The organism is Lentzea sp. CC55, assembly GCF_021056325.1.
Classification (GTDB): domain Bacteria; phylum Actinomycetota; class Actinomycetes; order Mycobacteriales; family Pseudonocardiaceae; genus Lentzea; species Lentzea jiangxiensis.
On the sequence record NZ_JAJCXE010000001.1, the window covers coordinates 21,291 to 35,560 of the forward strand.

The 14,270-nt window shown below is 68.6% G+C and carries 13 protein-coding genes; 8 read left to right on the plus strand and 5 right to left on the minus strand.

All coding sequences use genetic code 11. From position 1 onward, the window contains the following. Positions 1–3: 3 nt before the first annotated feature. Positions 4–1,203: a cysteine desulfurase-like protein gene (locus tag L6E10_RS00115; RefSeq protein ID WP_236215724.1), complete on the minus strand. Its 1,200-nt coding sequence runs from the start codon at positions 1,201–1,203 to the stop codon at positions 4–6. 91 nt (positions 1,204–1,294) lie between these two features. Here L6E10_RS00115 and L6E10_RS00120 point away from each other — a divergent pair, with 91 nt between their 5' ends. From L6E10_RS00120 to L6E10_RS00155, 8 genes are all read left to right on the plus strand, one after another. Continuing rightward, the gene (locus L6E10_RS00120) at positions 1,295–1,768 is read left to right on the plus strand and encodes a bacterial proteasome activator family protein (protein WP_275675670.1); all 474 of its coding nucleotides are present in this window, start codon (positions 1,295–1,297) and stop codon (positions 1,766–1,768) included. 56 nt (positions 1,769–1,824) lie between these two features. Further along, positions 1,825–2,655, plus strand: coding sequence for a class I SAM-dependent methyltransferase (locus L6E10_RS00125; RefSeq protein ID WP_236215725.1), 831 nt, complete (start codon positions 1,825–1,827; stop codon positions 2,653–2,655). A 59-nt stretch (positions 2,656–2,714) separates the two neighbouring features. After that, entirely contained in the window at positions 2,715–3,629 is a 915-nt protein-coding gene (locus L6E10_RS00130; RefSeq protein ID WP_236215726.1) for an ABC transporter permease, read from the plus strand. A gap of 19 nt (positions 3,630–3,648) precedes the next feature. Beyond that, positions 3,649–4,449 (plus strand): ABC transporter ATP-binding protein, encoded by an 801-nt coding sequence (locus L6E10_RS00135; RefSeq protein ID WP_236215727.1) that lies wholly within the window; start codon positions 3,649–3,651, stop codon positions 4,447–4,449. Positions 4,450–4,452: 3 nt separating this feature from the next. After that, positions 4,453–5,355, plus strand: coding sequence for a glycosyltransferase (locus tag L6E10_RS00140; RefSeq protein ID WP_236215728.1), 903 nt, complete (start codon positions 4,453–4,455; stop codon positions 5,353–5,355). 99 nt (positions 5,356–5,454) lie between these two features. Continuing rightward, positions 5,455–6,684 (plus strand): sugar ABC transporter substrate-binding protein, encoded by a 1,230-nt coding sequence (locus L6E10_RS00145; RefSeq protein ID WP_236215729.1) that lies wholly within the window; start codon positions 5,455–5,457, stop codon positions 6,682–6,684. Beyond that, positions 6,681–7,556 (plus strand): carbohydrate ABC transporter permease, encoded by an 876-nt coding sequence (locus tag L6E10_RS00150; RefSeq protein WP_236215730.1) that lies wholly within the window; start codon positions 6,681–6,683, stop codon positions 7,554–7,556. The genes L6E10_RS00145 and L6E10_RS00150 overlap by 4 nt, the downstream gene beginning before the upstream one ends. Beyond that, entirely contained in the window at positions 7,553–8,365 is an 813-nt protein-coding gene (locus L6E10_RS00155) for a carbohydrate ABC transporter permease (protein ID WP_374235391.1), read from the plus strand. The genes L6E10_RS00150 and L6E10_RS00155 overlap by 4 nt, the downstream gene beginning before the upstream one ends. A gap of 19 nt (positions 8,366–8,384) precedes the next feature. On the opposite strand, the gene L6E10_RS00160 is transcribed toward L6E10_RS00155, so the two are convergent. The 4 genes from L6E10_RS00160 to glf all read right to left on the minus strand — a co-directional run bounded on the left by L6E10_RS00160 (position 8,385) and on the right by glf (position 14,247). Continuing rightward, entirely contained in the window at positions 8,385–9,203 is an 819-nt protein-coding gene (locus L6E10_RS00160) for a PIG-L family deacetylase (RefSeq protein WP_236215731.1), read from the minus strand. 46 nt (positions 9,204–9,249) lie between these two features. Then, positions 9,250–11,112 carry a glycosyltransferase gene (locus tag L6E10_RS00165; protein ID WP_236215732.1) on the minus strand — a complete coding sequence of 621 codons (1,863 nt, stop codon included), beginning with the start codon at positions 11,110–11,112 and terminating at the stop codon, positions 9,250–9,252. A gap of 69 nt (positions 11,113–11,181) precedes the next feature. After that, the gene (locus L6E10_RS00170; protein ID WP_236215733.1) at positions 11,182–13,053 is read right to left on the minus strand and encodes a glycosyltransferase; all 1,872 of its coding nucleotides are present in this window, start codon (positions 13,051–13,053) and stop codon (positions 11,182–11,184) included. Between the two features lie 6 nt (positions 13,054–13,059). Further along, positions 13,060–14,247 (minus strand): UDP-galactopyranose mutase, encoded by a 1,188-nt coding sequence (gene glf, locus L6E10_RS00175; protein WP_236215734.1) that lies wholly within the window; start codon positions 14,245–14,247, stop codon positions 13,060–13,062. Positions 14,248–14,270: the final 23 nt, after the last annotated feature.

Genomic DNA, 14,270 nt, shown 5'->3' on the forward strand with positions numbered 1-14,270 from the left:
CCCTCAGCCCAGTTCGGCGACCGCCCGCACCAGGTCGTCCACCTCGACCGCGTTCGTGTAGTGCGCGAGCCCGACGCGGATGGCGCCGCCGACCTCACCGACGCCCAGCACCGAGAACACGCCGTGCTGGCCGGGGTCGGCGAACGCGCAGACGCCCCGCGACGCGAGGTGTTCGACGCCGTCCTCCGCCTTGACCCCGGCGATCGTGAACGCCAGCGCGGGCACCCGCCGCATGGCGTCGCCGATCACCATCACGTGGCGCAGCGAACGCAGTTCGTTGATGAGGTTAGCGAGCAGCCCCGCCTGGTACGCCTTGACGGATCCCAGGGACGTGAGCAGGCGCTCGCGCCGCGTGCCGGAAGCCGCGTCGTCGAGGTCCGCGAGGTACTCGACGGAGGCAACGAGCCCGGCGAGCATCGGATACGCGTGCGGGCCCAGTTCGAGGCGTTCCGGTCCGCGGGCCGTCGGGTCGACCGAGACCGACGGCAGCCGTTCCAGCACCGACGGGTCGCGGAACACCAGCGCGCCGACGGGCGGCCCGCCCCACTGGCCGGCGGAGAGGGCGACGACGTCAGCGCCCATGCCAACGATGTCCAAGGGGACGAAAGGCGCCGCCGACGACGCGTCCACGACCATCAGCGCGCCGTGCGCCCGCGCGACCGCCGAGATCTTGGCGAGGTCGGGCCTGGTGCCGACGACACCGGACGCCGCCGTGATGGCGATCAGCTTCGTGCGGTCGGTGACGAGGTCGTCGTACTGCCAGCCCGGCAGCTCGCAGGTCTCGATGTCGATCTCGGCCCACTTGACCGCGCTGCCGGTGCGTTGCGTGGCGCGCAACCACGGCGCGATGTTCGCGGCGTGGTCCAGGCGGGAAACCAGGACCTCGTCGCCCATGAACCAGTCGTCCGTCATCACCTCGGCGAGGCGCTGCAGCAGGACGGCGGAGGAGGGGCCCAGCACGACACCCGCGGGGTCACCCCCGACGAGGTCCGCGACGGCCCTGCGGGCGGCGTCCACGATGCCCTGGGCCCGCTGGGAGGCCGGGAAGATGCCACCGGGTCCGGAGACGGGAGCGCGCAGCGCGGTGGAGACGGCGGTCGCGACCTGCTCCGGCACCTGCATGCCGGCCGGTGCGTCGAGGTGGACCCAGCCGTCGCCGAGCGCGGGGAAGAGCCCTCGTACCCGTGCGACGTCGAACGCCATGCCACACACCGTACGTATGAACGCAACCACGGTGTCGAGCAGCCCCCACCCGGATAATCGTCACGAGGTGAAAGACGCGAGGATGGAGACCATGAAACAGGAGCAGCCCGTCGTAATCGTCGGTGGCCAGGACGGCGACATCGCCGACATGGTGGAGCAGCCGGCCAAGGTGATGCGGATCGGCACGATGATCAAGCAGCTCCTGGAGGAGGTGCGGGCGGCACCTCTGGACGAGGCGAGCCGCAACCGCCTCAAGGAAATCCACAAGCGGTCCATCGAGGAGCTCGAGGACGGCCTGGCGCCGGAGCTGCGCGAGGAGCTGGAGCGCCTGTCGCTGCCGTTCACCGAGGACGGCACCCCGTCCGACGCCGAGCTGCGGATCGCCCAGGCCCAGCTCGTGGGATGGCTGGAAGGCCTCTTCCACGGCATCCAGACCGCGCTGTTCGCCCAGCAGATGGCGGCACGCGCCCAGTTGGAGCAGATGCGCGGCCGCGCACTGCCGGCGGGTGGCGGCGAAGGTAACGAAGGCGGAACAACCGGCAAAGGGACGGGTCAGTACCTCTAGCTAAGGCAGTCGGTGGTGGCTCTACGATGCGCTCACCGTTCTGGAGAGGAGCCACCGTGCTCGACCGAGTCCGCAAAGGTCTGCAGGCCAAGCAGCTGCGCCACAAGCTGCGCGTCAAGGCGATCGAGCTCATCCAGGACGCGTTGCAGCCGCAGCAGGAGCAGATCGCGCGCCTCCAGGTCCAGCTCGACGGCCTGCGCGACGAGGTCGCGCAGCAGGCGAACCGCATCGTCGACCACACCGTCGGCCACGAGGTGCGGGCCCGCCGCGACATCGTGTTCGCCGCGGACAGGGACGCCGCGTCGCAGAGCGCCCGGTTCGTGCACGAGAACATGCCGCGGGTCCCGCACTTCGGCTCGCCGCACGAGACGCTCGAGTTCGCGCTGGACCAGGCGCCCGAGGGCGGCATGGCGCTCGAGTTCGGCGTCTACACCGGCGGCACGCTGAAGATCATCGCGAACGCCCGCGAGGGCGGCGAGGTCTACGGCTTCGACTCCTTCGAGGGCCTGCCGGAGACCTGGCGCAACGGGTTCCCCGCGGGCACCTTCACCATGGACGGCCTGCCGGACGTGCCCGGTGCCGAGCTCGTCGCCGGGTGGTTCGACGAGACGCTGCCGAAGTTCCTCGCCGACCACGAGGGCCCCGTCACGTTCCTGCACGTCGACTGCGACCTCTACTCGTCGACGAAGACCGTCCTCGACCTCGTCGGGCCGCGGCTGGTCGAGGGCAGCGTGATCGTCTTCGACGAGTACTTCAACTACCCGCAGTGGCAGGACCACGAGCACAAGGCCTGGCTGGAGCACGTGGCGGCGCACGGCGTCGAGTTCGAGTACCTCGGGTACACGTACGACCACGAACAGGTGATCGTCAAAGTGATCAAGGTCTGACCGCACCGTGACCGCCCGGTGAGCATGGCGCCGGGCGGTCGCCGGTACGCTCAGTCCTCGTGCAAGCCACCAGTACGCTCGACCAGGCTGAGGCGCCCCCTGCCGTGAAGTCGCGCAGCTTCAAACGCGCGTTCGCGGATGTGCGGGAGGCGTGGGACCACCGCGAACTCTGGGGTCACCTCGGCTGGCAGGACATCAAACAGCGCTACCGCCGTTCGGTCATCGGTCCGCTGTGGATCACCATCTCGATGGCGACGACGGCCCTGGCGCTCGGCCTGCTGTACTCGACGCTGCTGGACACGCCCATCAACACGTTCCTGCCGTACGTGACGGTCGGCTTCATCATCTGGAACTTCATCCTCGGGTGCGTCACCGAGGGCACGGACGTCTTCATCGCGAACGAGGGGCTGATCAAGCACCTGCCCGCTCCCATCACGATCCACGTGATGCGGATGGTGTGGCGCCAGGTGCTGTTCCTGCTGCACAACCTCGTGGTCTACGTGATCGTGCTGGCGATCTTCTTCGGCGCGCTCGACCAGCCGTACAAGATGACCCCGACCGGTCCGACGAACCCCGGCCTGAGCTGGGAAATCGTGCTGGCGGTCCCGGGCCTCGTGCTGCTCGCGGTGAACGCGGTGTGGGTCGCCCTGCTCTTCGGCGTGATCAGCACCCGCTTCCGCGACATCCCGCCGGTCGTGAACAGCTTCATCAACCTGGTGTTCTTCATGACCCCGATCGTCTGGGACGCCAGCATCCTCACCAGGGTCACCGGTGGCGGCGACGTCGGCTGGCGCGTGCTGGTCGCCGAGCTCAACCCCGTGTACCACTTCGTCGAGATCGTCAGGGCCCCGCTCCTCGGCCACACCGTGGACTGGCACCACTGGGCGGTCGTCGGCGGCTTCACCGTCCTCGGCTGGTTCGCCGCTCTGGTGATCCTGCGCAACTACCGCGCCCGCGTTTCCTACTGGGTCTGAGAAGGAGGTCGACGAACCAATGGTCAGCATCGACGTCTGGAACGCATCGGTCGACTTCCCGATCTTCGACGCGAAGTCGAGGTCGCTGAAGAAGCTCGCCCTCGGCAAGGTCGGCGGCAAGATCGAGTCGGAGGGCCGCGTCCCGATCATCGAGGCGCTGCACGACATCACGCTGTCGCTCAAGGACGGCGACCGCGTCGGCCTGGTCGGCCACAACGGCGCCGGCAAGTCCACGCTGCTGCGCCTGCTCGCGGGCATCTACGAGCCCACCCGCGGCCACTCGCGCATCATCGGCAAGGTGGCGCCGGTCTTCGACCTCGGCGTCGGCATGGACCCGGAGATCTCCGGGTACGAGAACATCATGATCCGCGGCCTGTTCCTCGGCATGAGCCGCAAGCAGATGGAATCCCGCGTCGACGACATCGCGCAGTTCACCGAGCTCGGTGACTACCTGCAGATGCCGCTGCGCACGTACTCGACGGGCATGCGCGTCCGGTTGGCCCTCGGCGTCGTCACGTCGATCAACCCGGAGATCCTGCTGCTCGACGAGGGCATCGGCGCGGTCGACGCGGCGTTCATGGCCAAGGCCCGTGACCGCCTCAAGGACCTGGTCGCCCGCTCCGGTCTGCTGGTGTTCGCGAACCACTCCGACGAGTTCCTCGCGGAGTTCTGCGACAAGGCGATCTGGATGGACGAGGGCCACGTCAAGATGTTCGGCGGCTTGCGCGAGGTGCTGACCGCGTACAAGGGGTTCGACCCCTTCGAACGGGCGCACCAGCACGACGAGACCCCCGTCCTCAGCGGAAATGGTGGCGAGTAGACCGTGAACCTCGAGGCACTGCCCAAGGGCTCCGTGGTGGCCGTGGTGGTCACCCGCCACCGCAGGGACCTGCTGGCCGAGTCGCTGAAGGCCCTCGCGACCCAGACGCGCGTGCCCGACCACCTGGTCGTCGTCGACAACGGTCCGGACCAGCCGGTCAACGACCTCGTCGAGCAGTGCCCGCTCCCCACGACCTACCTGCCGTCGCACCGCAACCTCGGCGGCGCCGGCGGCTTCGCGCTGGGCATCCTGCACGCCCTCTCGCTGGGCGCGGACTGGGTGTGGCTCGCCGACGACGACGGCCGCCCGGCCGACGAGAACGTCCTGGCGGTGCTGCTGGAGGAGGCGGAGCGGCGCAAGCTCGCGGAGATCTCCCCGGTCGTCACGAACATCGACAGCCCGGAGAAGCTCGCGTTCCCGTTGCGCCGCGGCCTGACGTGGAAGCGCTCGGCCGCCGAGCTCGGGACCGACTTCCTGCCGGGGATCGCGTCGCTGTTCAACGGCGCGCTGTTCCGGGCCTCGACGCTCGACGTCGTCGGCGTGCCGGACTACCGGCTGTTCTTCCGCGGCGACGAGGTGGAGATCCACCGGCGCATGGTGCGGTCCGGCCTGCCGTTCGGCACGTCGCTGCGGGTCGCGTACGTGCACCCGGACGGCTCCGACGAGTTCAAGCCGATGCTGGGCGGCAAGTTCCACGCCCAGGACCCGGAGAACCCGATCAAGCGCTACTACACCTACCGCAACCGCGGGTACCTGCTGTCGCAGCCGGGCATGCGCAAGCTCGGTGCGCTCGAGGTGTTCCGGTTCGGGCTGTACTTCCTCGCGGTGAAGCGGGACCCGAAGGCGTTCGTCGAGTGGATCAAGCTCGTGCGCCTCGGCCAGCGGGAGCGCTTCTTCCGCAAGTGAGCCGGTTCGTTCGAAGGGCGGGACTCCCCGGAGTCCCGCCCTTCGGCCACTTCGGGTAACCACTCGCGCACGCGAGGTGATCGGAGTAAGACGGGACGGGTGATTTCCCGACGCAGACTCCTCTCCCTGGCCGGTGCGAGCGCGCTGCTCGCGGCGTGCGGATCGAACACCGGCCGCGGCGGCAGCGGCGCAGCCCTCCAGCAGTGGTACCACGCGTACGGCGAACCCGGCGTGCAGCAGGCCGTGGAGCGCTACGCCGAGGCGTTCACCAAGACCCCGGTCGACGTGCAGTGGAACCCCGGCGACTACGACTCGAAGCTCGCCACGAGCCTGCTGTCCGACGGCGGGCCGGACGTCTTCGAGTCCACGCCGCAGATCAGCTCCGTCAGGGCGGGCCAGCTCGTGCCGCTCGACGACCTCTTCGGTGACGCCAAGACCGACTTCTCCGCGTCCATCCTCGAGACGCACACCGTCGAGGGGAAGATCTACGGCATCCCGCAGGCCGTGGACATGCAGATGCTGTTCTACCGCAAGAGCATGCTCGACCGGGCCGGTGTGCGTCCACCGTCCACTGTGGACGAGCTGCTCGACGCGGCCCGCAGGCTGAGCACCGGCGGCGTCAAGGGGCTCTTCGCCGGCAACGACGGCGGTGGCGGCGTGCTCGGCGGCCCCGCGCTGTGGTCGGCGGGCCTCGACTACGTGCGCGACCGCCAGGTCGGCTTCGACGACCCCTCGGCGGCGAAGGCGATCGGCAAGCTCCGCGACCTCTACACGAGCGGCAGCCTGCTGCTGGGCGCGGTGAAGGACTGGGCGGAGCCGGACGCGTTCACGCAGGGCCTCGTCGCCATGCAGTGGACCGGTCTGTGGGCGGTCCCGGCGGTGCAGAAGGCGCTCGGCGACGACTTCGGCGTGCTGCCGTTCCCCTCGCTGGGTGCCGGCGGCAGGGCGAGCGTGCCGGTCGGGGCGTTCGGCGCGATGGTCAACGCGAAGTCGAAGCGGATCGACGAGGCCAAGGAGTTCGTGCGCTGGCTGTGGATCGAGCGCACCGACTACCAGGAGGACTTCAACCTGAGCTACGGCTTCCACATCCCGCCGCGCAAGAGCATCTCGGACAAGGCCGCGAAGCTCACCTCGGGCGCCGCGGCGGACGCGGTGAAGTTCGTGCGGGACAACGCCAAGGCGTCCAACCCGCCGGACTGGACCTCGGTGATGCGGACCGCGTTCAACGACGCCGTGTCCCGCGTGGTCCGCGACGGAGCGCCCGCGGACGCGGAACTGCGCAGTGCGGCCGGAGTGGTCCGGGACGAGCTGAAGCGCCTGTACGGATGAGTCACGCTCGCGCTTTCTGGCTCTTCGTGGGACCGTTCGCCGCCGGGCTGCTCGTGTTCGTGTACGTGCCGATCGGGTGGAGCGTGCTGCTATCGTTCTTCGACGCGCGCAACACGGTGACGCCGGTGGAGTTCGTCGGGCTGCGCAACTACGCGGACATGCTGACCGACGGGCCGTTCCTGAGGAGCCTGGGCACCTTCAGCGCGTTCGCGGCGTTCATCGTGCCGTTGACGTTCGTGCTGGCCCTGGTGCTGGCCCTGCTGGTCAGCCGGATCAGCTTCATGCAGGCGTTCTTCCGCTCGGTGTTCTTCCTGCCGACGGCCTGCTCGTACGTCGTCGCCTCGCTGGTGTGGAAGCTGTCGATCTTCAACGGCCTGCGCTCCGGTCTCGCGAACACCGTGCTGGGCTGGTTCGGCGCGGATCCGATCGCGTGGACGGTCTCCACGTCGCCGCCCTGGTACTGGCTCGTGCTCGTGACGCTGCGGCTCTGGTTGCAGCTCGGCTTCTACATGATCCTGTTCATCGCCGGCCTGCAACGGATCCCGGCCGTGCTGTACGAGGCAGCCGCCCTGGACGGTGCCCGCTCCTGGCAGGCTTTCCGGTTCGTCACGCTGCCGCAGCTGCGCACCACCTCGGTGGCGGTGCTGCTGCTCCTGCTGATCGGCGCCTACCAGGCCTTCGACGAGTTCTACAACGTCCTCGGCACCGACCGCGGCTACCCGCCGTTCGCGCGGCCACCGTTGATCTACCTCTACTACACCGCCCTGGGCAGCGGCGGGCAGGACTTCGGGCACGGCAGTGCCGGTGCGGTGATCCTGACGTTGCTGATCGTCGGCGTGACGCTGCTGCAGGGCCGGGTGGTGCGGCGGTGAAGGCGTTGCGGTACCTGGCTTTGAGCATTGCGGCCGTGCTGTTCCTCGTGCCGTTCTACCTGGTGGTGCGCAACGGCCTGGTGTCAGAGGCCGAGCTCAGCGCGGCTTCCTGGACGTTCCTGCCGTCCTCGGTGCGGTGGGAGAACTTCGCCGAGCTGTTCTCCGACCCGGCCGTGCCGTTGGTGCGCAGCATGGTGAACTCGCTGGTGGTGGCGGTGTTGCAGACTCTTGGCCAGCTGCTGCTGTGCTCGCTGGCCGGGTACGGGCTCGCACGAATCCCCTACCGGTACTCGGGTGTGGTGTTCTACTTCGTCGTCGCGACGCTGATGATCCCGGCGGCGGTGACGTTCGTGCCCACGTTCGTCGTCGTGTCGACCCTCGGGTGGGTGTCGGACCTGCGCGGACTGGTGATCCCGGGGCTGTTCAGCGGGTTCACGGCGTTCCTGTTCCGGCAGTACTTCCTGAACTTCCCGCGGGAACTGGAAGAGGCCGCGCGGATCGACGGCCTCGGGCATTGGGGCACGTTCTGGCGGGTCGTCGTGCCGAACTCGCGCGGGTTCTTCGCCGCCCTCGGCGTGATCGCGTTCGTCACCTCGTGGAACCAGTTCCTGTGGCCGCTGGTGATCGCCCAGGACCAGGAGTCCTGGACGGTGCAGGTGGCGTTGTCGACGTTCCTCACGGCTCAGTCGATCAACGTGCACGAGCTGTTCCTGGCGGCGGCGGTGTCGATCACGCCGTTGGTCATCGTGTTCGTGGCGATGCAGCGGTGGCTGGTGCGCGGGGTGGCGGAGACCGGGATCAAGGGGTGAGCGGCACCGCGCAGGGCGCTCAGGCCACCGAACTGGCGAAGTCCGCGGGCGGCACCCACACCGAGCCGGGGTGGAACACCCGCCCGTCCGGCTGGTACCGCCTGCTCAGCGCCCCGCGCCAGCTCCAGGCGTTCAGCTCCGGGTCGTGCGGCCAGTACGCGTCCCAGATCGCGGTCTTCTGGTCTCGCAGGAAGCCGTGGACGTTCTCCGGGAAGCCGAGCACCTTGTAGCCGTCGTACTCGAAGCGGCGGACCAGGGTTCGCCGGGCGTCGTCGGTGTCCGCGTCGGCCACGAGGATGGCGCCTGCCGTGTGGTCGACGTGGTCGCCTTCGCGGTGGCCGACGGAGCTGCTCGTGCGGATGAGGTCCGGGGCCGTGGCGTCGATCAGGCCGCGGAGCATGCCGGTGAACCCGTCGCAGGTGTACGAGGGGCGGCCGTCGATGGGCTGGGCCCGGAAGCCCGGCACGGTGAGCAGGCGCCAGAGGTCGCCGAAGTTGTCCTCCGGGCCTGCGGCGGCGTGGACGTACGTGTAGACGATTCGCACTTTGGTGCCCACGAGCCTGTTCGTGGACACCGGGTGGCCACCGAAGGTCATCTGTTCGTACGACCACTCGTTGGCCACGCCGGCTGTGCGCGCGTAGGCGGCGCGTGCGCCGTCCAGGCGCATCTCCGTGTACTGGATTCCGCCGTACGCGGCGCCGGGGCGTTGCGGGATGTCGCCCGCCGTGAGGTACACGACCCAGACGTCGTTCCCGTCCCAGACGTCGCAGGCGATGTCCGGGTTCATGAACAGCAGGTCGTCGTCCGGGTGCGCGATGAAGCTGAGCGTTGTAGCCACGGTTCCCTCCCAAGGCCGTGTGTCTGCCTTGGGAAGGAGGGGGCGGTCAGCGCTCGAATACCTTTCGCCACGATTCCGTCGAGGTGAGTTCCGGCAGGGCGTCGCGGTAGACGCGCTTGAGCTGGTCCCACTCCTGGCCGAGGCGGCGGTAGTTGCGGGCCGCCCGCTTGGCCAGGGCGCGGAACTCCTGCGGGTCGCGCTTGTAGAACGCCACCGCGGTGCCGTCGGCGGTGGAGACGGTCGCGCTGTCGAGGTTGCCCAGCAGGAACCAGCGGGCGCTCAGGGCCGGCACGTTCATCTGCGGGCGGCCCGCGGCGTCCGGAGCCGGCTTGCTGAGGTTGTGCAGCAACGACTTCGCGGCGCGCTTGGCGGTGGTGATCTTCGACTGCGAGGGCTGCAGGAGGGCCTCGGCGCGCACCTGGTCGAACGTCGGCGGCGGGAACTCGCGAGCTGACGGCAGGGTCTGCGCGTCGGAGTACTCCGCGCGCAGCTTGCGCACCTCGGGCAGTGCGGTGCGCAGCGAGTCGAACAACGACGACGGGCCGGCGAGGAAGTCCTCGATCGCCTTCTGCTGCAGGGCGACGGTCGAGTACTCCATCGACAGCAGGTGGCGCAGCGTGAGCTTCAGGCCGTGCTTCACGATGCCGTTCTTCACGTCGTACGGGCTGTGCAGCGCGGCGAGGATCAGGCGGTTGCGCGTGTGGAAGTACGCCTGCCAGTCCGTCGAGTCGTTCTTGTCGGTCCACGGCATGTGCCACACGGCCGAACCCGGCAGCGACACCGTCGGGAAGCCGTGCTCCAGGGCGCGCAGCGAGTACTCGGCGTCGTCCCACTTGATGAAGAGAGGCAACGGGTAGCCGCTGCGGCGCACGACCTCACGCGGGAACAGGCACATCCACCAGCCGTTGTAGGTGGCGTTGACGCGCGGGTGCAGTTCCTTGGTCTCCCGCAGCGAGTCCGTGGCGAAGTTGTGGTCGGTGACCGCGCCCGGCGCCGCACGCCAGAAGCACGTGTTGAGGTCGACGATCTCCGCGAAGCTGTGCAGCCGGGCCCGCGAGTGCAGGTTCAGCATGTGGCTGCCGACGATCACCGGCTGGGCGGCGGCGCGGGCGAACGCGTTGGAGCGCAGCACGGCGTCCGGCTCGAGGCGGATGTCGTCGTCCATCAACATGATCTGGTCGGCGTCGCTGTGCTCGATCGCCTCGAACATGCCGCGGGTGAAGCCGCCGGAGCCACCGAGGTTGTCCTGCTCGATGACCTCGAGCTTGTCGCCGAGCAGTGCCGCCGCCTCCGCGAAACCCTCGGTGTCACGGACCTTCACGGCACCCTGGTCGGCGACGAAGACCTTGGTGAGCACGCTGAGAACGGCCTCGTCCTCGCCCAGCGCGCGCAACGCGATCACGGCGTCGACCGGGCGCATGGTCGTCATGCCGATGGCGACCTTCTGCTCCGGCAACGGCCGGCGCACGGTCCACGCCGCCTCGCGGATCTCGAGCGGCGCCTCGTCGGTGAAGACGTCGAACCAGATCCAGCCGCCGTCCTCGAACGGCTTGAGCGACACGGTGAACTCGACGTCGGCCCACTCACCGGCGTCGCGGACGTAGTGGCCCTCGACGTGGATGATGTCGCCCGACGGCCGCGAGCGGTACACGTCGATGCGACCGCTGCCGCGCACCGACAGGCGCAGCACGACCTCCTCGACGGTCGTCCAGCGCTTCCAGTACGAGGCGGGGAAGGCGTTGAAGTAGGTGGAGAAGGAGACCTTCGCCGACGGGGGAACCGTGGTGCTGCGGCGGGACGCCACGTGGCAGTGCACGGTGTCCGGCTCGTCCAGGTACAGCGGCCGGACGTCGAGCGGGTCGGAGTCCCTCGGCAGGATCACCCGCTGCAGCACGCAGTTCTGGTCCACAGACCTTCCCCCGTCAGTAGTGCGGGCGGCCCGGAAGATCCGGACCGCCCGTGCAGAACGTTGTGTGGATCAGAGGTCGTACAACCGCGACCAGGTGTCGCGGCTGGTGAGCTTCCCCATCGCGTCCTTGTAGGAGCGCTGGATCTCGGGAGCCCTGCGGTACAGCTCGCGGAACAGCTTGGCGCCCTGCTTGGACAGGCGCACCGCCAGTTCCTTGTCCCGCTTGCGGACCCGCACGCCCTCCTGCGACGCGTCGGTCACGACCGCCGTGTTGAACAGCGAGACGTGCCACCACGCGGCGTCACCGGCGGGAACGGCGCCGGCCTGGTGCACGGACTTGCCGAGCAGCTGGTTCACGAGGCGCTTGGCGAACACCGGTGCGATGAGCTTCGGCGTCGGCGCGGCGGTGATCATCGGCAGGCTGCCCGGCTTGAAGCCGGGGATCTCCGACGCGGGGTGCCGCACCGTCTCCGGGAACTCGGCGCGCAGCTTGCGGATGTCCGCCGCCGCCTGCACACCGCCGTCCGCCAGGAAGTCCGGGCCCTTCAGGAAGTCCTCGACCGCCTTGAGCTGCGTGGCGGCGAGGCCGTACTGCATGCCCAGGATGTACGTGGCGAACTGCTTCGCCATGCCGCGCACGATCATCTTCGGGTCGAAGCGGCTGTGCAGCGCGGAGGTGATCAGGGCGTTGCGCAGGTTGAAGTACCTGTGCCAGTCGTCCCAGTCCTTCCAGTGGAAGTCCGCGTGCCAGACACCGGCGCCGGGCAGCGACACGGTGGCGAAGCCGTGCGCACGGGCGCGGTAGCCGTACTCGATGTCGTCCCACTGGAAGAACAGCGGCAGCGGGTAGCCGACCGCCTTCACGATCTCCGACGGGATGAGGCACGACCACCAGCCGTTGTAGCCGGCGTCGACGCGCTTGTCCTGGACGTTGCGCTTGCCCGTCTCCTCGTCGTACCCGGTGAGGTCGGCGTTGAACAGCGCGCCTTCCACGACCTGGCCCGGCGAGAGGGTGTCGAGGTTCGCGTACTCGGCACCGACGTGCAGGAAGTTCGGGTGCAGCAGGTAGAGCATCTGACCGCCGACGATCGTCGGCTGCGTCGTGCGGTTCGCGAATGCGGTGAGCCTGATGACGATCTCGGGCTCGCACAGCACGTCGTCGTCCATGAACAGGACGTTGGCGTGCTCCGCGTGGTCGATCTCGGTGACCTCGTAGAGGCCGCGCGTGAAGCCGCCGGCACCACCGAGGTTCGGCTGGCGGATGTAGCGCAGCTTCGAACCCAGCGCGGCCGAGACCTCGGCGAACCGCTCACGCGACTCGACGGGGTCCGTGCCCTGGTCGACGACGTAGACCGTGTCGACGAGCTTCAGCGGCTCCGGGTCCGAGGCCAGCGCGGCCATCGTGTTGAGGCAGTCGTCCACGCGGTTGAACGTGCAGATGACGACCGCGGTCGGACGCACCGTCTTCGGCGGCGCGACCGTCCAGCGGACCCCCTCGACGACCAGCGAGTCGTCCGCGGTGATCACGTCGAACCACAGGCCACCGCCGTCGGTGAACTTGTCGATCTTCGCGGAGAGGCGCACCTTCTGCGCCTTCGCGCCGGCGATCTTCTCCGCGGCGACCGTGCGGGTCTCGCCCTCGGAGTCCGAGGCGACGAGGGAGACCTGGCCGGAGCCGGTCACCTCGAGCTCGAGCTCCACCTCGGGGCTCACGCACCACCGCTGCCAGTACGACGCGGGGAACCGGCCGAAGTAGGTGTTCATCGTGACCGTGGCGTTCGGGTGCACCACCATGCGGTGGCGCTCCCGGTCCGCGATCCCGCGCTTCACCTCGGCGTACAGGTCCTCCGAGACGATCTGCGAGGGCCCTGCGAACAGGCCGCGCTGCGTCAGCAGCTTCTCCGGCGCCTCGTGCTGCACGAGGTTGGACTTGCCCGGCATTGCGATTCAGTCCTCCAGCGACCCGTCCAGCGCCTGACCGGACGCCAGGTGCGGAGCGATCTTGTTGTCGAACACGCTCAGCGCCGAACCGATCGCCATGTGCATGTCCAGGTACTTGTACGTGCCGAGACGTCCACCGAAGATCACGTTGCGCTCCGCGGCCTCCTGCTTGGCCAGCTCGCGGTAGCGCTCCAGCTTCGCGCGGTCCTCGGGCGTGTTGATCGGGTAGTACGGCTCGTCGTCCTTCTCCGCGGCGCGGGAGAACTCCCGAACAATAACCGTCTTGTCGCTCGGGTACTCGCGCTCGGGGTGGAAGTGGCGGAACTCGTGGATGCGCGTGTACGGCACGTCCGCATCGTTGTAGTTCATGACCGACGTGCCCTGGAAGTCGCCGATCGGCAGCACTTCCTGCTCGAAGTCGAGCGTACGCCAGCCCAGCCAGCCCTCGGAGTAGTCGAAGTAGCGGTCCACCGGGCCGGTGTAGACGATCGGCGTGCCGGCGGGGATCTCCTCGCGGACGTCGAAGAAGTCCGTGGACAGCTTGACGTCGATGTTCGGGTGGTCCGCCATCTTCTCGAGCCACGCGGTGTAGCCGTCGACCGGCAGACCCTCGTAGGTGTCGTTGAAGTAGCGGTTGTCGAAGGTGTAGCGCACCGGCAGGCGGCTGATGACCGCGGCGGGCAGCTCCTTCGGGTCCGTCTGCCACTGCTTGGCCGTGTAGGCCTTGATGAACGCCTCGTAGAGGGGGCGGCCGACCAGCGAGATCGCCTTCTCCTCGAGGTTCTTCGCGTCCTTGGTGTCGATCTCCGAAGCCTGCTCGGCGACCCACGCCTTCGCGTCCTCGGGCGACATGTAGCGACCCACGAACTGCGAGATCAGGCCCAGACCCATCGGGAACTGGTAGGCCTGGCCGTCGTACATCGCGAAGACGCGGTGCTGGTAGTTCGTGAACGAGGTGAACTGGTTCACGTAGTCCCACACGCGCTTGTTCGACGTGTGGAACAGGTGCGCGCCGTAGCGGTGCACCTCGATGCCCGTCTCGGGCTCTGCCTCCGAGTAGGCGTTGCCTCCGATGTGGTCACGCCGCTCCAGCACCAGCACCCGCTTGTTCAGCTGGGACGCGGTGCGCTCGGCGACCGTGAGGCCGAAGAATCCGGAACCGACGACGATCAGGTCATAACCTGCGAAGCTCACGGCAAGCGAGGTTACCTGCACGC